This window comes from Paenibacillus tengchongensis, assembly GCF_008973665.1.
In the GTDB taxonomy this organism is placed as follows: domain Bacteria; phylum Bacillota; class Bacilli; order Paenibacillales; family Paenibacillaceae; genus Paenibacillus_AQ; species Paenibacillus_AQ tengchongensis.
In genome coordinates this window covers 27,905-45,093 of the sequence record NZ_WACP01000025.1, presented here as the reverse complement: position 1 = coordinate 45,093, position 17,189 = coordinate 27,905, and the positions used below count along the sequence as shown (strand labels likewise).

Genomic DNA, 17,189 nt, shown 5'->3' with positions numbered 1-17,189 from the left:
TCCGGTATTAGCTACCGTTTCCGGTAGTTATCCCAGTCCAAGGGGCAGGTTGCCTACGTGTTACTCACCCGTCCGCCGCTGAATGAATCGGGAGCAAGCCCCCTCATCACTCCGCTCGACTTGCATGTATTAGGCACGCCGCCAGCGTTCGTCCTGAGCCAGGATCAAACTCTCCAATAAGGTATTGAAAGAGCGATAGCTCATTTTGAAACTGACGAGAATAAATTCTCATTTTGGAATCACCGAAGTGAATTCCGATACTCACTCGTTGTTCAGTTTTCAAAGATCAAAGTCTTTTTCTTCACCGCCGCTCATCAGCAGCGACCTTTATAATTTACCACATCAGCCTCGTTTCAGTCAAGCGTTTTTTTAAAATTTCTTTTTCGCTTTCCTGCCGTTCAAGTATCCAGAGGATATCTTGTCCGAAGGGCCGAGATATAATGTATCACAGAATAATAAGCTACGTCAACCATTAAAACAAATAAATTTTTAAACCAAGCAGCATAATCACTCCCGGCAAGCCAAGAACCGTTACAGTACCGATAGTTGCTGGGTTAAGCGGGAGATATATATCCGTAAGCAATCCGGAAAAGTTAACGATATATATGCCCAATGCAGCAAGAATCAGATGTGTGCCAAACACCGTAAGCCATGCGAACCCCATTTTTTTTCTGAGCACAATAAATAATAGCAGCAGCGCAGATACGATCAATACAATTAAAGCCGCCGTTCTCACCATCATATAAGCCTCCCCTTACATATGACTGCGGTTTAAGCCCAAACTTTTGGCGTGCTTGAGGTGGATCTGGTATTTACGCTCCGCTGCCTCCAATATATATATAGCATAGTCAATCTGATCCTGGCCTCTCGCCTCGTCAAACATTAAATAAGCCCTCTCCCACTCTGCCTGTGCTTTACGGACTTCAAGGTAAGCCGTCCAATGCTCATCCAGCTTTGCGTCGCTGAGACGGCTCTTACCGCCATCCTGACGTTTCAATCTCCACCAGGTCATCGTTCTCGTCCCCCTTATATAACAACACAGCGGGCTTATACCGCTTAGTTCATTCATATAGAGAACAGGACAAACTTAGAACCGGATTTGAACAACCGAACCACATCGATATCATTGGAGTAAACGCAAAAAAGGAAGCCCATAGGCTTCCTTCCAGTACTCTCGATTATTTTAAAATAACTCCCGCCGGCCTTCCAGCGCTTTGGACAGGGTTACCTCATCCGCATACTCCAAATCGCCGCCTACAGGCAGACCATGGGCAATCCGGGTGATCCGGATATCAAAGGGCTTGACCAGCCGGGAGATATACATCGCGGTCGCTTCACCCTCAATATTCGGATTGGTCGCCATAATCAGCTCTTTCACCCGCTCATCGCTAAGACGGACTAGCAGCTCCTTTAAACGGATGTCGTCCGGACCGATGCCTTCCATAGGTGAGATTGCCCCTTGAAGCACATGGTAATAACCATCAAATTCTTTGGTGCGCTCAATAGCTACAAGGTCCTTGGAGTCCTGCACCACGCAAATCACGGAGGCGTCGCGGGTCTTATCCTGACAGATACGGCAGGGATCGGTATCGGTAATGTTGCAGCAGACCGAGCAATAATGAAGATTGCGTTTGACGCTGACCAGCGCCTTGGCAAAATCAATGACTTCATCCTCTTTCATATGCAGCACATGAAATGCAAGCCGTGCAGCGGTCTTCGGACCTACTCCCGGCAAACGCGTAAATGCTTCAATCAGCTTGGCTAACGGTTCTGGATATTGCAAATGACGGATCTCCTTTAGACTTGGATGGAGTTCGGCTTAGAACAAGCCGGGGATTTTCATGCCGCCGGTGAATTTACCCATGTCATTGTTGGCCAATTCTTCAGCTTTGGTCAGCGCGTCGTTAACGGCAGTCAGCACAAGATCCTGCAGCATTTCTACATCATCAGGATCCACAGCCTCCGGTTTGATGGCGATAGAGAGCACTTTCTTGTGACCGTTAACCTGAACGGTAACAACACCGCCACCCGAAGTGCCTTCAATCGTCTTGCTGCCCAGCTCTTCTTGGGCTTTGAGCATTTGCTCCTGCATTTTCTTCACTTGCTTCATCATTTGATTCATATTGTTCATTCGTCGTCTCTCCTTTGGAATGCGCTTTCCGGCGCTGATAACTTTGCTTTAATCCTTTATGACAACAAGGTCTTCACCAAAAAGCTGGATCGCCTCGTCAATCCATGGTTCAGCCTGGGTCTCCGGGGTTTCATGCTCATGCTCAAGACGCAGCTCCTCGGTTCCCGGCTTGGCCACCGATTTCTCGGCAGCTTCGTTCCAGTCGCGCATCATCATGGTAACCAGCCGGTACGGCTTCCCCAGGCGGGCGGCAAATACCTGCTCGATCACCTGCCGGTTCGCCGGCTTCTCTGTCGTATCCCGGTGAATCGTATTCTTAAAAGCCACCAGTATAGCATCTTCCATGACAGAAACAGGTTCACCGTCTACAAACCAGGCATGTACTGTAACCTTCTCTTCCTTGACCGCTTGCAGTACATTGCCCCACTGTTTAAATATAGCAGTAAATTCGGAGCTGTCTTTGGCGGCAATGTATTTGTCCAGATACGGCGGCAGCTTGGAAGCCGATGATACGCGCGGCGCCGGGGCAACTGGTCTCTGCGTCTGGGCCTGCTCACGCCCCCCTCCGGCTGTTCCACCGGACTGCAGGGCTTGCTCCAGCTTCTTCTCCATGGCTGCTATCTGCCGCTTAAGCTTCTCCAACTCCCCGGAACTGGCTCCGGCCGTCCCCGATGAGGCTTCCGGCGTTGCGGACACCGAAGCGGAGGGTTGATTCCCTCCCTGCGGAATACTGCAGAGCTTCATCAGAGCCACTTCAAATAAGGTTTGCGGGTGAGTCGCATATTTCATTTCACCCAGATACCGGTTCAGCGTCTCAATAATCTGAAATAGCCGTTCCCGGGTAAAGCCTGCGGCCATATCCCGGAAGTCCGCCGGATTCAGCACACGCTCCGTTAAGTGATCGGCACCGGGCACCATCTTGATCATCAGCAAATCGCGGAAATAGTAAAGCAGATTCTCAAGGCATTTATCGGCGCTCTTGCCTTCGAGCATCAGCTGTTCCACCAGCTCAAGAAGCAAGCCCATATCACCTTCCAAAATGGCTGCAGCCAGCTTGGCAAACTGCTCAGATGCAATCCCTCCGGTCATTCCCAGTACCTGCTGGTACGTTACGTTACCGTCGGTATATGAAGAAATCTGATCCAGTATGCTCAGTGCGTCACGCATTCCCCCGTCGGAAAGACGCGCGATATACTGCAGGGCATCGGTGTCGGCAGAGATTTCTTCCTTCCGGCAAATTTCTTCCAGACGTTTGGTCTGCTCATCCAGGGAGACCCGGCGGAAGTCAAACCGTTGACAGCGGGATATAATGGTTGCCGGCAATTTATGCGGCTCCGTCGTCGCCAGAATGAACATGACATGCGGCGGCGGCTCCTCCAGCGTCTTCAGAAGCGCATTGAACGCTTCCGTTGTCAGCATATGCACTTCGTCGATAATGTACACCTTCCGGCGCACTTCGGTCGGCGCATACTTAACTTTGTCCCGTAAATCGCGTATTTCTTCAACACCCCGGTTGGAGGCGGCGTCGATCTCCTGGACATCCATAATGTTGCCTGCGGTAATCCGCTGGCAGGAGGGACATTCGTTACAGGGCTCAGGTCCCGGTCCCCGTTCGCAGTTGACTGCTTTGGCAAGCACTTTGGCGGCACTGGTCTTGCCGGTCCCCCGCGGTCCGCTGAACAGGTAGGCATGTGAAACCCGCTGTTCCCGAATCGCATTCTGCAGCGTTTGGATAATGTGCTGTTGTCCAACCATGTCTTGAAACGACTGCGGCCGCCAAGCACGGTACAGCGCAATATGTTCCACTATGCATTACCCTCTCTCATGCTGCCGCTTTCCGGCATTTTGTCGCTAATTAATTATACTATATTCCCCAGAATATGACCAAAAACAAAAAGCATCTTCGCTTACGCAAAGACGCTATCCTTTATCGGTATACATAAAACCGTGCACCTGTTATTGATGACCGCGATCCAAGCGGCAATCCTGCACAACTGCTCGGGCTAGGCCACCCTCCGGCACAAAAGCAAACTTGCTTATGGCTGCTTCCTTCCGGACCTGACCAGGTTCACAAGCGCTCATTGCGGAGGACCCAACCGTCAACACAGCGTGCAGGGACCAGACCTCACATCGACGGCACCTCTAACAGGAATTCAACCTCGCTACAGCGGATTGCGAGTTACAGGGCACCGCTACCTCCCCGTCTAGCACGGCGAAGATAAGTATAGCCCAAGCCCGGATAAAAATCAACCTCTCAGTAATTAACAATATGCCTTAAGCCAAAAGAAACCCCCGGCTGCAAAGGCCGGGGGTTAGTCCAATCTTGAGGCCCGTAAAGGGCTGTATGATTAGATACCGTATTTCTTCTTGAATTTATCAACGCGACCGCCGGCATCCACAAACTTCTGCTTGCCTGTGAAGAACGGATGGCAGTTGGAGCAAATTTCGACGCGCAGCTCTGGTTTAACAGAACCGGATTCAAAAGTATTGCCGCATGCGCAGGTCACAGTTGTAATATGATACTTTGGTTGAATAGCTTCTTGCATTATATTCACCTCTCATGCCCTGGGTCTCATGCGGACTCAGAGTTATTAAACGCACAATAGATATCTTAGCACGAATGAAAACACTCTGCAAGATATTTGCATTTCAGATTTCAGGGCTGCTGCACCGGCCGCTGTTTAGGCCGGGCCATACCGGCAGGCGGAACGTGGGTGTATGACCCGATCACCACATCCGGCAGTTCCGAGCGGAAGATGTCCAGCATCGTCTTCATACCGAGAATCTCGCCTTGAGCCGGCGGTATAAGCTCCAGATAGCTCTCGGGATCAATGTTCAGATTGCGCATTTGAATAAGCTTCAGATCAGTCCTCCGGACAAATTCCACCATTGCCTCAATCTCTTCCTCACGGTCGGTTACGCCCGGGAAAATCAAATAGTTGATGGAAGTATACACGCCCTGCGAAGCAGCATACTTCAGGGATTTCTCCACATTCGCCAGTGTATACCCGCGCGGCTTGTAATAGGCATTGTAGTGGCCGTCAAGCGCACTGATCGTGCTGACCCGCATCAAATCAAGGCCGGCATCGACAATACCGCGGATATGGTCGCTAAGGCCCGCATTGGTATTGATATTGATATAGCCCATATCAGTGATGGAGCGTACTTCCCGGATAGCTTCAATAATCAGCTTGGCTTGTGTAGAAGGCTCGCCCTCGCAGCCTTGCCCGAAGCTGATAATCGATTGCGGCGTCTTTAGATGCTCCAGCATCACCTGGGAAATCTCGCTTACCGTCGGCCGGAAATTCATCCGGGTCTGTGGCGAGACAAACCCGCTGTCTTCGGGCTGCTCCGAAATGCAGCCGAAGCATCCGGCGTTACACGAGTAAGAGACCGGAACACCGCCCTCCCAACGATTCAGGAAGGTATTGGACGAGGTCAGGCATTCATAACCGAGGGCGCAGTTGGACAAATGGCCGTACAGACGGTTCTCCGGGTATTTGTCCGTATACTTGCCAACTCCCGCTTTCACGTCATCCCGGTCGCAATTCAGCGGATTCCATTGTTCAGGATCATCGGTGGGGTCTGCAGCTACGTAGAATCTTCCATCCTTCCACACCACAGCGGAATAACCGAAGAGAGGGAGCTTATACGACTTGTCTGTCTTGACGTAACCGGGAAGACAGAGCCGGGTAAATCCTTGCGGCAGCAAAGCGCCTACCGCCTGGGAGCCTTCCGGCAGCGGCAGCATTTCCCCGGTCGCAGGGTTCATGCCCACTGCGCGCGTGTTCGGCAAGCCAACCAGAGTGGCTCCTTCCGGCAGCGGGATCAGCTCTTCCTCCAGTATCTCAACGATCATATCCCCGCTGCGGGCCAGCCCGTACAGCTCGGGATGATCGTATACGTTTCCTTGCCCGTCGGCATATACCAAATACATGTCAATCTCCTCTTGTCAGTTTTCTCAGGTTGTAGGTACAGTCGGCGGCTTGGAGCGCGTAGTACGGCGCGCACCGGCTCCGCTGTTCGAGGTTCCACCGCTGCTGGCAGTGCCGCTGGCCGAGGCATTCTCCCTGCCTCCAGCCGTATCAAAGGACGCCAGGAACTCGGCATTGGTCTTACTATCGCGCAGCTTCTTGAGGAAGCCCTCGACGAAATCATAGGATTCGTTCATATTCTTACGGATTGCCCAAATGGTATCGAGCTCTTCCTTCGTTAACAGCACTTCTTCGCGGCGTGTACCGGAACGGCGGATATCGATAGCCGGGAAAATCCGGCGTTCGGCCAGCTTGCGGTCCAGATGCAGCTCCATATTGCCTGTGCCTTTAAATTCTTCATAGATAATATCATCCATCCGAGAGCCCGTATCAATCAGCGCCGTTGCCAGAATCGTCAGGCTGCCGCCTTCCTCCACATTACGGGCGGAACCAAAGAACCGCTTCGGACGGTGGAACGCTGCAGGATCAATCCCTCCGCTGAGCGTACGGCCGGAAGGCGGAACCACAAGGTTATACGCCCGTGCCAGGCGGGTAATGCTATCCAGCAGGATAACAACGTCCTTCTTATGTTCAACCAAACGGAGTGCGCGCTGCAGGACTAGCTCAGCCACCTTGATGTGGTTTTCCGGAAGCTCATCGAATGTAGAAGCCACCACTTCGCCCTTTACGGAACGCTGCATATCGGTTACTTCCTCCGGACGTTCATCAATCAGCAATACGAACAGTTCGATCTCGGGATTGTTGGCGGAAATACTGTTGGCGATTTCTTTCAAGAGGAGCGTTTTCCCTGCCTTTGGAGGTGCTACAATCAAACCGCGCTGCCCCAAACCTACAGGAGCGAGCAAATCCATGATGCGGGTAGATAAATGAGTAGGGGATGTTTCAAGCTGCAGCTTATCTTGCGGATAAAGAGGTGTCAGTGCCGGGAAATGCAGGCGCTCGGCCGCACTGGCCGGATTCTCGCCGTTAACGGCATTGACTTGCAGCAAACCGAAATAGCGTTCGTTCTCTTTGGGAGTGCGACACTTGCCGGATACAAGGTCACCGCTTCTAAGGTCAAATTTACGGATTTGCGATGCTGAAATATATATATCTTCCGGACTTGGCAAGTAGTTGATTGGTCTAAGGAACCCATACCCCTCGGGCAGAATTTCCAGTACCCCTTCCATAAACATCAGACCGCTCTGCTCTGCCTGCGCGCGCAGGATGGCGAAGATCAGCTCCCTTTTCTTGAGTTGACCGTAGTAGGGAATCTGGTACTTCTTGGCCAGCTTATACAAGTCGGTCAGCTTCATTTCTTCCAGATCGGAAATTTGAAGATCCATGTAATAACCACCTATTCAATTTTATATATAAGTCTATTAATTGCTCATTAGGATAGGATTACCCAATTTGGAAGGAGATATGCAGAGTGAAACGATAATTATCCCCTTCCATTCTTAGAATCGATCCGATCTATTCATTCTCCCGCCAAACTTCAGCTCCCAAATGACGCAGATTGCTTACCAGATTGTCATAACCGCGGTCAATAAATTCAACTCCGGTCACCTCCGTAATGCCCTCTTCAACGGTCAGTCCGGCAATAACCAATGCTGCACCGGCACGGAGATCAGCAGCCTTTACCTTGGCAGCGTTTAATTTGCCGCCTTCAATAATGGCCGAACGACCTTCGACCCGGATCTTAGCACCCATGCGTACCAGCTCCGGCACATGCTTAAAACGGTTGCTGTAAACGGAGTCGGTCAGCACACTGACGCCCTCGGCCTGGGTCAGCATACTCGTCATCGGGGATTGCAGATCGGTGGCAAACCCGGGATATACCAATGCCTTAACATCCACATGGTCATATCTCGCTTTGCCAATAACGCGGATACTCTCGTCCAGCTCCTTGATTTCCACACCCATTTCCAGCAGCTTGGCAGTTACCGCCTCCAAATGCTTCGGTATTACGTTATCTATGAGCACATTGCCGCGCGTGGCCGCTGCGGCGATCATGTATGTTCCAGCTTGAATCCGGTCGGGAATAATCGAATGGCGGCAGCCGTGCATTTCGCTAACGCCCTCGATCCGGATGGTTTCGGTTCCGGCACCCTTGATTACGGCGCCCATCGAGTTCAGTAAGGTAGCTACATCTATAATCTCAGGCTCTTTGGCCGCATTTTCGATAATGGTGGAGCCTTTGGCCCGTGAAGCCGCCAGCATAATATTAATGGTGGCCCCTACGCTGGCTACATCCAAGTAAATCTTGGCGCCGCGCAGTTCCTTCGCATAAAGATGGATAGAGCCATGTTCGTTGGTTACAGTTGCGCCCAGCGCCTCAAAGCCTTTGATATGCTGGTCGATCGGACGCGGCTCGAAATTACAGCCGCCGGGCAGGCCGATAGTCGCTTCCTTGAAGCGGCCTAAAAGCGCTCCCATCATATAATAAGAAGCCCGCAGTTTCTTGACGGGGCCATTCGGCATAGGGATCGAAACAATACGCGAGGGATTGATTCTCATCTGGCTGCCTGACCAGGAGACAGTTGCGCCAAGCTCTTCCAGAATTCCGGCATAAACAGCTACATCGCTAAGGGACGGCAAATTATCCAGAACAACTTCCGATTCGGCTAAAATCGCCGCAGGAATAAGCGCAATCGCGCTATTCTTCGCTCCGCTGATCGTTACAACGCCCTCAAGCGGACGCCCGCCGCCAATCATTAATTTTTCCATAGATTTATCTGTTTCCCCCTACGTGTATTGCGCTTGCCCTGGCAATACTTGCTGTGGCTAATTTTGTGGTTAAAATGGAAAGACACCGGCTAAGCGGTGTGCTTTCCATATCAGAATATTCGGATGGACAGCCTGAAATAACCTGTCCGCTCATCAGATGCGTCAAAGTCCAATATCTACAAGCCAGCCATTAAAGGCTTAGGCTTTGTTGTTGGAGCCGAATTCGCGGATTTTGCCGATAACTGTTTCTTTGATTGCGGCACGGCCCGGTTGGATGAAGGTACGAGGATCGTAAGCATCCGGTTTAGCGGCCAGAACTTCGCGAACCACTTTAGCAAAAGCGATCTGGTTCTCGGTGTTCACGTTGATCTTGGAAGTACCCAGGGAGATCGACTTCTGGATATCATGCAATGGAATACCTGTACCGCCATGAAGCACCAGCGGAAGCTGTACGGCATCGCGGATTTCTTCCATTTCCTTGAATCCAAGGTTTGGTTCGCCATGGTATGGTCCATGAACGGAACCCAGAGCAGGAGCCAAAGTGTCGATGCCGGTTTCTTTTACGATGCGTACGCATTCGTCAAGATTAGCATATTGGATGCCGCCGATAACGTCGTCTTCCTGTCCGCCTACAGTGCCCACTTCAGCCTCAACGGAAACGCCTTTGGCATGAGCATAATCGACAACTTTCTTAGTCATTTCGATGTTCTCTTCGATTGGATGATGAGATCCGTCGATCATAACGGAAGTAAATCCGGCGTCGATGGCTTCTTTACATTTGTCGAAGCTGGAGCCATGGTCGAGGTGAATGGCAACAGGGACAGTGATCTTCATGTCATGAATCAGACCTTCAACCATCTTTACAACAGTGTAGAAGCCGCCCATATGGCGGGCTGCACCTTCGGATACGCCCAGGATTACCGGTGACTTCTCTTCTTCTGCGGCACCGAGAATCGCTTGCGTCCACTCCAGGTTGTTGATGTTGAACTGGCCTACAGCATATTTTCCTTCAAGCGCTTTGTTTAACATGTCAGTCATAGATACTAATGGCATGGTTTCAATCCTCCTAAATTGTAGGTTGCTTATGAAGCCGACATCGCATACAGGCCTATTATAGCACATCCGGTGTTAAATACTAAATAGGACACGCAAAAAAACGTCCCGGTGGGACGATATCCATCCAGCCCTATATACAGGCACACCGGTCCTCTATTATATTGTCCATAAGACCCCCTGCCCAAACAAAGAAAACAGCACGCCTTCGGCCCCGGTCCAGCTGGAGCAGAGCGCTAACTGCATTGGTCTACAGAATTGTTGTGCAAGTGCATATTCACAGCTACCCGCATCTCATCAATGTCGAACGGCTTGGTAAAATGCATCAGTGCACCCAGCTTGGTCGCTTCCTTAATCATGTCAAGCTCGCCGTAAGCCGTCATCATGATGACCTTAATCGCCGGGTTAATTTCCTTCAGATGCTTCAGAATCTCCAGCCCGTCCATTCCCGGAATCTTCATATCTAGCAGAACTAAATCTGGGGATTCGCTGCGGACGATATCCAGCGCCGTTTTTCCGTTAGCTGCCTGAAATGTGGCGTACCCTTCACTATTAAAGACTTCCATGAGAAGAATCCGGATCCCGTTCTGATCGTCGACGATTAACACTTTCTTCTTTTCCATATCATACCCTCCCAGATATAAGGCAGAATGTCTATACTGTACCCTTGCACAGCTAACGGCCCCTAGGCAAAAAATGTCTACACGAAACCTATTATTCGTGCTTTACAGTCAAATTCCTGCTAATTGGTTAAAATGCGTACATCGATTCCAGTTAATGTATGATATTTCGTCATTGCATACAATGATTATACAACTTTGGTCCTGCTTACCCGGATTAATTATGGAAAAGAGAAGTGCATTCATGCGGCAGAGTGGGTAGGAAGAATCGCCTTGCTAAAAGAGCCCCGCTGGGGAGACTCTTTTAGGCCACGCGCTGTGGCGGCGACATTCAGCTGCGTTACAGCTGTTCGGAATGTTTGAGGGAAGCTTTGACAAATTCACGGAAGAGCGGCTGCGGACGGTTCGGACGGGAGGTGAACTCCGGATGGAACTGTACCGAGAGGAACCAGGGATGTCCCGGAAGCTCAACAATTTCCACCAGGCGGCCATCCGGTGAAGTTCCGGAGATGACCAGGCCCGCTTTTTCGATCTCGTCGCGGTATGCGTTATTGAATTCATAACGGTGACGGTGGCGTTCGTATACCAGCTCATCATCGTAGCAGGACATCGCGAGCGAGTCCGGCAGAAGCTTGCACGGATAGAGGCCCAGACGCATGGTACCGCCCATATCCTCAATATCTTTCTGCTCCGGCAGCAGGTCGATCAGCGGATGCGGAGTAGCCGGATCAATCTCAGAGCTGTTCGCGCCGGTAAGACCAAGCATGGAACGGCCGTATTCAATGACCGATACCTGCATGCCGAGGCAAATGCCAAAGAACGGTACTTTCTGTTCGCGGGCATAGCGGATCGCTGAAATCTTACCCTCGATGCCGCGGTCGCCGAAGCCGCCAGGAACCAGAATGCCGCCGACGCCGCCCAGGAGCTCGCTTACGTTCTCGTCGGTGACCAGCTCGGCATCCACCCAGCGGATCTTAACTTCGCTGTCTGCAGCAAAACCGGCATGCGACAGGGACTCGACCACGCTCAGGTAAGCATCATGCAGCGCCACATATTTGCCGACAATGGCAATTTCCACGCTTTTCTCCAGGTTCTGAATCCGGCCCAGCATGCTCTCCCATTCCCGCATATCCGGAGCAGGAGTCGTCAGCTTCAGGTGGTTCACGACGATCTCGTCCAATCCTTCGTCGCGCAGATTCAGCGGAACCTCGTACAGGGTAGAAGCGTCCCGGCATTCCACAACGGCATTCGCATCAATATCACAGAACAAGGCAAGCTTGGCCTTCATGTCCTCGGTGAGCGGATACTCGGTACGGCATACGATCACATTCGGCTGAATCCCGATGCTCCGCAGCTCCTTGACGCTGTGCTGTGTCGGCTTTGTCTTTACTTCGCCTGCAGCTTTGATGTAAGGAATCAGCGTAACGTGAATGTACATTACATTCTCACGGCCGATGTCGCTCTTGATCTGGCGGATGGCTTCCATAAACGGAAGACTCTCGATATCGCCCACTGTTCCGCCGATTTCTGTAATAACAACATCCGAACCGGTCTCACGGCCGGCGCGGAATACGCGTTCCTTGATTTCATTCGTGATATGCGGGATAACTTGCACCGTTCCGCCCAAGTATTCGCCGCGGCGTTCCTTGCTGATGACGGAGGAATAGATTTTGCCTGTTGTAACGTTGCTGTTCTTCGACAGGTTAATGTCAATAAACCGCTCATAATGGCCAAGGTCAAGGTCCGTCTCCGCGCCATCGTCGGTTACAAACACTTCCCCATGCTGATAAGGACTCATGGTTCCCGGGTCTACATTAATGTAAGGATCAAATTTCTGGATCGTTACCTTAAGCCCTCTGTTCTTGAGCAGTCTGCCCAGCGAAGCGGCGGTGATGCCTTTGCCAAGGGAAGACACAACGCCACCCGTTACAAAAATATACTTTGTCACTGTAAAACCCTCCTAAATAAAGTCCAGAAAGTCAGGGGACGCTTTTGTTTATCGTAACCCTTTTTTCCATCGTCAAAACGGGGAACTTCAAAGTTGCTTCCGCCGCCAAAAAAATAAAAGCGTCTCCCTGAAAATTCTGGAAAATCGCGCTTCTTGGCACCCAAAAAAAACAAAAAAGTGACACCCGTAGAGCCGGGGCACTTTTTGAATTCGAAACAATATTAACTTTCATGATAAGCCCATGCAATAGTTTACTCGACGGTCCAATCCATGTCAAGGGACGTTTTACAGCTTAGCTGTACAAATTAATAATCGTCGTCCTGATTGCTGTCGCCGTCTTCGCCCAGGTCTTCATCCTCTTCTTCTTCCGCGTCTTCGTCTTCATCGAGATCCTCGTCATCCATCACGACTTCATCATCAACATCATCTTCGCTGTCATCGTCAGAGTAAAGATCGTCGCGGTCTTCATCGATAGCGTCGAAATCATCCTCGTCGGAAGCATAGCTGTCTTCTTCCTCGGTGAAATCGTCGTCTTCCAGATCGTCGTCTTCGTCGTTGATGATACGCGGGCGCTTGGAGTTGCCGACAGGATCGTCGGAACGTTCCAGCGGATACCAGCGCTTCAGCCCCCACAGATTGGTGCCTACGCAGGCAAAACGCCCGTCGATGTTGATCTCGGTATATAACTGGGCAATCGTATCGTTGGTTTCTTCTTCGGTCATACCGCGCAGCTTGGCCACTTCGACCATTAGGTCACGGTAATAAAATGGTGTATTGGCCGCTTTGAGCACCAGGAAAGCCAGGTCGACCATCGGCATTTCTCGAATCTTCTCAGGGTCCAGCTTCAAATTGAGTGGCGTACTCACTAAAGGACACTTCCTCTCACGCATTGATCACATTCCCGTTAATCTCTATTTCATAATATCCATTAACAAACCTAAGTAAAACCTATTTAGAGGCAAAATGCAAGCGAAACCCAGGCCATCCCCCGGAAAGTCATGCAATCGCCAAACAACCCCGCAAAGCGGGGCTTTTCTTAGAGATGCGGTACCCGGGTCTGCGAAAGGCGTATAGATTCTGACACGTCAAAAAAGGCGGAGGCAAAACCTCCGCACATGACTGTATCCGCGCCAAGGAATGGCTCCTTACGGGATGTTGCATTCAGAAGGCCTGCGCCCTCTTCTATATTTTATGTGACGCCCGGTTTTTTGACACGAAAGGCAGCCTATTTCCCCAAAAAAGGGCAAGTTCCCATTCAGAGGTAGGCCTCTCTTCATACTATATGTCAGCACGGCACCGAGGAGGGGACGGCGTAACCTATGGATTACTACGGATTTTGGCAGATGCTGCTTGAAGAGATATCGGCTGCCCCCCGTCATGCTGAGCGGCGCATCGTCACCTTTCACGATGCCCGCCATTATGCCGGCGCGCTGTCCCAGCTCAAACTGCTGAAGGCTAAACGGGCGGGAGCGGCACGGATTCAGATGGCTCCGCTGATACGGGCTTTTGTTGTGCCTGCGCCCGGCGCCGAGAAGCTGATGGTCAAATATGCGGGCGAAGTCTGTATAGAAGAGGACCTGCGGATTCAGATCCACGCGCTTGCCGGCGAGAAGAGCGGCACCGCCGTTATGCCCTGGGGCGTCAAAGCCATCCACGCACCGCAGGCCTGGTCCAAATCAACGGGAGTACATGTGAAGATCGGAGTGATCGACACCGGCGCCGATTACCGCCACCCCGATCTCAAGCACTCGCTGGCGGCAGGCGTTAATCTGCTGCACCGCGGCATGCTGCCGCTCGATGACAACGGGCACGGCACACACATTGCCGGCACACTGGCGGCGGCGGGCGGCACCCGCGGAATGATGGGCGTAGCCCCCCGGTCCCTGATTTATCCGGTCAAAGCATTTGATCATAACGGCTCCGCCTATGTCTCGGACATTGTACTTGGCATCGATTGGTGTGTGCAGAACAAAATCGATATTATCAATATGAGCTTCGGCATGAAAACACGGAGCAAAGCGCTGCACGAGGTGGTGATCAAGGCCTACCGGGCCGGGATCGCCGTCATCGCCTCATCCGGCAATGACGGCAAGCGGGGCGGCGACTATCCGGCCCGCTACCCGGAGACCATTGCCGTCGGCGCGCTGGACCGAAGGCACCGCGTAGCGGCCTTCAGCAACCGCGGGCCGTACATCGATGTGTACGGCCCGGGTGAAAGCGTGCTCTCCTGCTGGCTGAAGGAGGGCTACAAAGAGATGAGCGGCACCTCCATGGCGACCTCGCATGTGACGGGAGCCGCAGCCCTGCTGCTCGCCCTGCGCCCCGGCGTATCGCCGCGGGAGCTGAAGCTGCTTTTACGCCGCACGGCGATGCCGCTGCGGCTGCGCAAGGGCCAGCGCCGCACCGCGCTAGGCGGCGGGGCTGCCGACGCCCTGCGCCTGCTGCGCGCAGGCGTGCGGGCCAGGCGGCGCACGGCCAAGGCCTAGCGCCGCCCAACAGCAAAGCACCGCCCTCCCGGTTGCAGGGAGGGCGGTGCTTTGGTATGTTGCGTTACATGCGCTCCGGCGCGGTAACGCCGACGAGGCGCAGCACGTTGGCAATCGCCGTGCGCGTGGCGCCGAGCAGCGCGAGCCGGGCCAGCGTCTGTGCGCTGTCCTCGGTAATGACGCGCTCAGCTTTGTAGTAGCTGTGGAACAGCGCAGCCAGATCGTAGACATACCGGATCAGGCGGTGCGGCGCATAGCTCTCCGCAGCGACGGATATTTCGCCCGGCAGCTCGCCGATCTTGCGCAGCAGCTCATATTCGTGGGCAGCCGTCAGCTTGGAGAAGTCGAGCGATGACAGCTCAGGCAGCGTGATGCCCTGCTCTTCGGCCTGACGGAAGATGCTGCAGATCCGCGCATGCGCATACTGCACGTAATAGACCGGATTCTCATTGGATGTCGAAATCGCCAGATCCATGTCAAAATCCAGATGCGAATCCATGCTGCGCATGGTGAAGAAGTAGCGGATGGCGTCGAGTCCCACTTCCTCCATCAAGTCCTCCATCGTCACGGCTTTGCCGGTACGCTTGGACATCTTGACCTTCTCGCCGTTCTGGAACAGGCTGACCATCTGGGCGATCAGCACGACCAGCTTCCCGGGATCGTTGCCCAGCGCGGACATCGCCGCTTTCATGCGCGGGATGTAGCCGTGATGGTCGGCGCCCCAGATATTGATCATGGTATCGTAGCCGCGGAGGTACTTATCGTTATGATAGGCAATATCCGGGGTCAGGTAGGTATAGGTGCCGTCATTCTTGATCAGCACGCGGTCCTTGTCGTCGCCGTATTTCGTCGTATTCAGCCAGGTTGCCCCGTCCTTCTCGTAGACTTCGCCCCGCTCGCGCAGCTCATCGAGCGCGCGCAGCACCTGCCCGTTCTCGTACAGCGAGGTTTCGCTGAACCAGATATCGAAGTTGACGCGGAAGCGGTTGAGGTCGCGTTTGATCTTGTCCAGCTCTTTGGCAAGGCCATAATTGCGCAGGAAGGCTGCGCGGTCGCCCGGTGCCATCCCCAGCAGGGCGTCGCCCTGCTCTGCAACCAGTTCCTTGGCAAAGCCCTTGATGTCCTCGCCGTGGTAGCCGTCCTCCGGCATCTCGGCTTCCTGGCCCAGCTCCTGAAGATACCGGGCCTCGATCGACTTGCTCAGATTGGCGACCTGGTTGCCGGCATCGTTGATGTAATACTCGCGTGTCACCTCATAGCCGGCGAAGTCCAGCAGATTGCAGAGGGCATCGCCGACGGCGGCGCCGCGGGCATGGCCCAGATGCAGGCTGCCGGTCGGATTGGCGCTGACGAACTCCATCTCCACCCGCTTGCCTGCTCCAACGTCTATGCGGCCGTAATTGTCGCCTTGCTCGGCGGCAAGCGCAATTACCGGATAGAGATAGCTCTTGGAGAGTGTGAAGTTGATGAAGCCCGGTCCGGCGATTTCCGCCTTCTCAATGGATGCGCCCTCCGTATTCAAATGCTCAATAATCGCCTCGGCGATCTGCCGCGGATTGCGCTTCGCAATCTTAGTCAGCTGCATGGCGGCATTAGTGGCCAAATCGCCGTGCGCCTTATCCTTCGGAACCTCCAGCGTGATGGCCGGCAGCTCCTCTCTCGCCACCAGACCGGCGGCGACTACCGCTTCGGCCACTGCTTCTTTGACCCGTTCGTGGGCCAGCTGAAGCGGATTTAACGATTGTGTCATGACTCTGTTTCCTCCTGTATTTGCATACTGATCGCGAATTCCCCTGATAATGCTTCATATACATACAGGTCGTAATCCCAAGAGACCGTCAGCGAACGGCCGCTGCGGGAAATATCGAGCCTGCGGGTGTCCGTGGAAAGATTAAACTGGGTGTAGGGCGAACGGTAAAAGCCCGGCTGGCGGGTTCCCGGCGCAAAAGACTGCTCGGACTCGACTCCGCCGTGCCGGATCAGCTTCAGCCCGCTTTCCGAAATCTTCAGCGTGTTGCGGACGGATACCTGTTCTCCTCTCGGCCCCTGCTGGACTTCCTCATAACGGATATACAGCTGCGCTCCCCGGGCGACGGCTTCGCCCCGGGCCTGAAGCACGCTGCGCTGCCCGTCCTGCATACTCTCCAGGGTAATGGCGACCTTATATTTATCCGGTAGTATTTCAGGCATCTTCTGTTCCTCGCTCGAAATCAATTAGATGATGGCCCATCCGCCATTGGCCCTTAC

The 17,189-nt window shown here is 53.0% G+C and carries 17 protein-coding genes, 1 rRNA gene and 1 other RNA gene; 1 reads left to right on the top strand and 18 read right to left on the bottom strand.

Features of this window, described 5'->3' with window-relative positions; genetic code table 11:
* The 16 genes from F1381_RS27540 to rpoE form a co-directional block, all read right to left on the bottom strand.
* Nucleotides 1–180, bottom strand: a 16S ribosomal RNA gene (locus F1381_RS27540); the annotation flags it as partial.
* Between the two features lie 292 nt (nt 181–472).
* Nucleotides 473–739, bottom strand: coding sequence for a pro-sigmaK processing inhibitor BofA family protein (locus F1381_RS27535; protein ID WP_187355593.1), 267 nt, complete (start codon nt 737–739; stop codon nt 473–475).
* Nucleotides 740–754: 15 nt separating this feature from the next.
* Entirely contained in the window at nt 755–1,012 is a 258-nt protein-coding gene (locus F1381_RS27530) for a hypothetical protein (protein WP_151738012.1), read from the bottom strand.
* A gap of 171 nt (nt 1,013–1,183) precedes the next feature.
* Nucleotides 1,184–1,783, bottom strand: coding sequence for a recombination mediator RecR (recR, locus tag F1381_RS27525; protein WP_151738011.1), 600 nt, complete (start codon nt 1,781–1,783; stop codon nt 1,184–1,186).
* 36 nt (nt 1,784–1,819) lie between these two features.
* Entirely contained in the window at nt 1,820–2,131 is a 312-nt protein-coding gene (locus F1381_RS27520; protein ID WP_151738010.1) for a YbaB/EbfC family nucleoid-associated protein, read from the bottom strand.
* A gap of 48 nt (nt 2,132–2,179) precedes the next feature.
* Nucleotides 2,180–3,937, bottom strand: coding sequence for a DNA polymerase III subunit gamma/tau (dnaX, locus tag F1381_RS27515; RefSeq protein ID WP_151738009.1), 1,758 nt, complete (start codon nt 3,935–3,937; stop codon nt 2,180–2,182).
* Nucleotides 3,938–4,076: 139 nt separating this feature from the next.
* Nucleotides 4,077–4,344, bottom strand: an RNA gene (gene ffs / locus F1381_RS27510) — signal recognition particle sRNA large type.
* A gap of 135 nt (nt 4,345–4,479) precedes the next feature.
* Nucleotides 4,480–4,677: a 50S ribosomal protein L31 gene (gene rpmE / locus F1381_RS27505; RefSeq protein ID WP_151738008.1), complete on the bottom strand. Its 198-nt coding sequence runs from the start codon at nt 4,675–4,677 to the stop codon at nt 4,480–4,482.
* A 110-nt stretch (nt 4,678–4,787) separates the two neighbouring features.
* Complete coding sequence (locus F1381_RS27500; protein WP_151738007.1) at nt 4,788–6,068, bottom strand: radical SAM family protein; 1,281 nt, start codon at nt 6,066–6,068, stop codon at nt 4,788–4,790.
* 24 nt (nt 6,069–6,092) lie between these two features.
* Nucleotides 6,093–7,451 carry a transcription termination factor Rho gene (gene rho / locus F1381_RS27495; RefSeq protein WP_151738006.1) on the bottom strand — a complete coding sequence of 453 codons (1,359 nt, stop codon included), beginning with the start codon at nt 7,449–7,451 and terminating at the stop codon, nt 6,093–6,095.
* A gap of 130 nt (nt 7,452–7,581) precedes the next feature.
* Nucleotides 7,582–8,835 (bottom strand): UDP-N-acetylglucosamine 1-carboxyvinyltransferase, encoded by a 1,254-nt coding sequence (locus tag F1381_RS27490; protein ID WP_151738005.1) that lies wholly within the window; start codon nt 8,833–8,835, stop codon nt 7,582–7,584.
* 198 nt (nt 8,836–9,033) lie between these two features.
* On the bottom strand, nt 9,034–9,888 hold the full coding sequence (gene fba / locus F1381_RS27485) for a class II fructose-1,6-bisphosphate aldolase (RefSeq protein ID WP_151738004.1): 855 nt from the start codon (nt 9,886–9,888) through the stop codon (nt 9,034–9,036).
* A 236-nt stretch (nt 9,889–10,124) separates the two neighbouring features.
* Nucleotides 10,125–10,511, bottom strand: coding sequence for a response regulator (locus tag F1381_RS27480; RefSeq protein WP_151738003.1), 387 nt, complete (start codon nt 10,509–10,511; stop codon nt 10,125–10,127).
* Between the two features lie 337 nt (nt 10,512–10,848).
* Nucleotides 10,849–12,456 carry a CTP synthase gene (pyrG, locus tag F1381_RS27475; RefSeq protein ID WP_151738002.1) on the bottom strand — a complete coding sequence of 536 codons (1,608 nt, stop codon included), beginning with the start codon at nt 12,454–12,456 and terminating at the stop codon, nt 10,849–10,851.
* Complete coding sequence (locus F1381_RS28520) at nt 12,453–12,620, bottom strand: hypothetical protein (protein WP_187355592.1); 168 nt, start codon at nt 12,618–12,620, stop codon at nt 12,453–12,455. The genes pyrG and F1381_RS28520 overlap by 4 nt, the downstream gene beginning before the upstream one ends.
* Before the next feature lie 141 nt (nt 12,621–12,761).
* Nucleotides 12,762–13,322, bottom strand: a complete 561-nt coding sequence (rpoE, locus tag F1381_RS27470) for a DNA-directed RNA polymerase subunit delta (protein ID WP_151738001.1) — start codon at nt 13,320–13,322, stop codon at nt 12,762–12,764.
* A 453-nt stretch (nt 13,323–13,775) separates the two neighbouring features.
* On the opposite strand from rpoE, the gene F1381_RS27465 reads away from it, so the two are divergent.
* Nucleotides 13,776–14,942: a S8 family peptidase gene (locus F1381_RS27465; RefSeq protein ID WP_151738000.1), complete on the top strand. Its 1,167-nt coding sequence runs from the start codon at nt 13,776–13,778 to the stop codon at nt 14,940–14,942.
* A gap of 64 nt (nt 14,943–15,006) precedes the next feature.
* Here the strand turns inward: F1381_RS27465 and argS are convergent, their stop codons facing one another.
* Together argS and F1381_RS27455 are read right to left on the bottom strand one after the other, a co-directional pair.
* A complete protein-coding gene (gene argS / locus F1381_RS27460; protein ID WP_151737999.1) occupies nt 15,007–16,692 on the bottom strand; it encodes an arginine--tRNA ligase in 1,686 nt (561 codons plus the stop codon).
* Nucleotides 16,689–17,132 (bottom strand): YwiB family protein, encoded by a 444-nt coding sequence (locus F1381_RS27455; protein WP_151737998.1) that lies wholly within the window; start codon nt 17,130–17,132, stop codon nt 16,689–16,691. Before F1381_RS27455 ends, argS begins: the two co-directional genes overlap by 4 nt.
* Between the last annotated feature and the right edge of the window lie 57 nt (nt 17,133–17,189).

What these genes read in the sequence shown, in the direction of transcription:
- F1381_RS27535 (WP_187355593.1), bottom strand. Translation starts at nt 739, where the DNA reads ATGGTGAGAACGGCGGCTTTAATTGTATTGATCGTATCTGCGCTGCTG.
- F1381_RS27530 (WP_151738012.1), bottom strand. Translation starts at nt 1,012, where the DNA reads ATGACCTGGTGGAGATTGAAACGTCAGGATGGCGGTAAGAGCCGTCTC.
- F1381_RS27520 (WP_151738010.1), bottom strand. Translation starts at nt 2,131, where the DNA reads ATGAACAATATGAATCAAATGATGAAGCAAGTGAAGAAAATGCAGGAG.
- rpmE (WP_151738008.1), bottom strand. Translation starts at nt 4,677, where the DNA reads ATGCAAGAAGCTATTCAACCAAAGTATCATATTACAACTGTGACCTGC.
- F1381_RS27500 (WP_151738007.1), bottom strand. Translation starts at nt 6,068, where the DNA reads ATGTATTTGGTATATGCCGACGGGCAAGGAAACGTATACGATCATCCC.
- rho (WP_151738006.1), bottom strand. Translation starts at nt 7,451, where the DNA reads ATGGATCTTCAAATTTCCGATCTGGAAGAAATGAAGCTGACCGACTTG.
- F1381_RS27490 (WP_151738005.1), bottom strand. Translation starts at nt 8,835, where the DNA reads ATGGAAAAATTAATGATTGGCGGCGGGCGTCCGCTTGAGGGCGTTGTA.
- fba (WP_151738004.1), bottom strand. Translation starts at nt 9,888, where the DNA reads ATGCCATTAGTATCTATGACTGACATGTTAAACAAAGCGCTTGAAGGA.
- F1381_RS27480 (WP_151738003.1), bottom strand. Translation starts at nt 10,511, where the DNA reads ATGGAAAAGAAGAAAGTGTTAATCGTCGACGATCAGAACGGGATCCGG.
- F1381_RS27465 (WP_151738000.1), top strand. Translation starts at nt 13,776, where the DNA reads ATGGATTACTACGGATTTTGGCAGATGCTGCTTGAAGAGATATCGGCT.
- argS (WP_151737999.1), bottom strand. Translation starts at nt 16,692, where the DNA reads ATGACACAATCGTTAAATCCGCTTCAGCTGGCCCACGAACGGGTCAAA.
- F1381_RS27455 (WP_151737998.1), bottom strand. Translation starts at nt 17,132, where the DNA reads ATGCCTGAAATACTACCGGATAAATATAAGGTCGCCATTACCCTGGAG.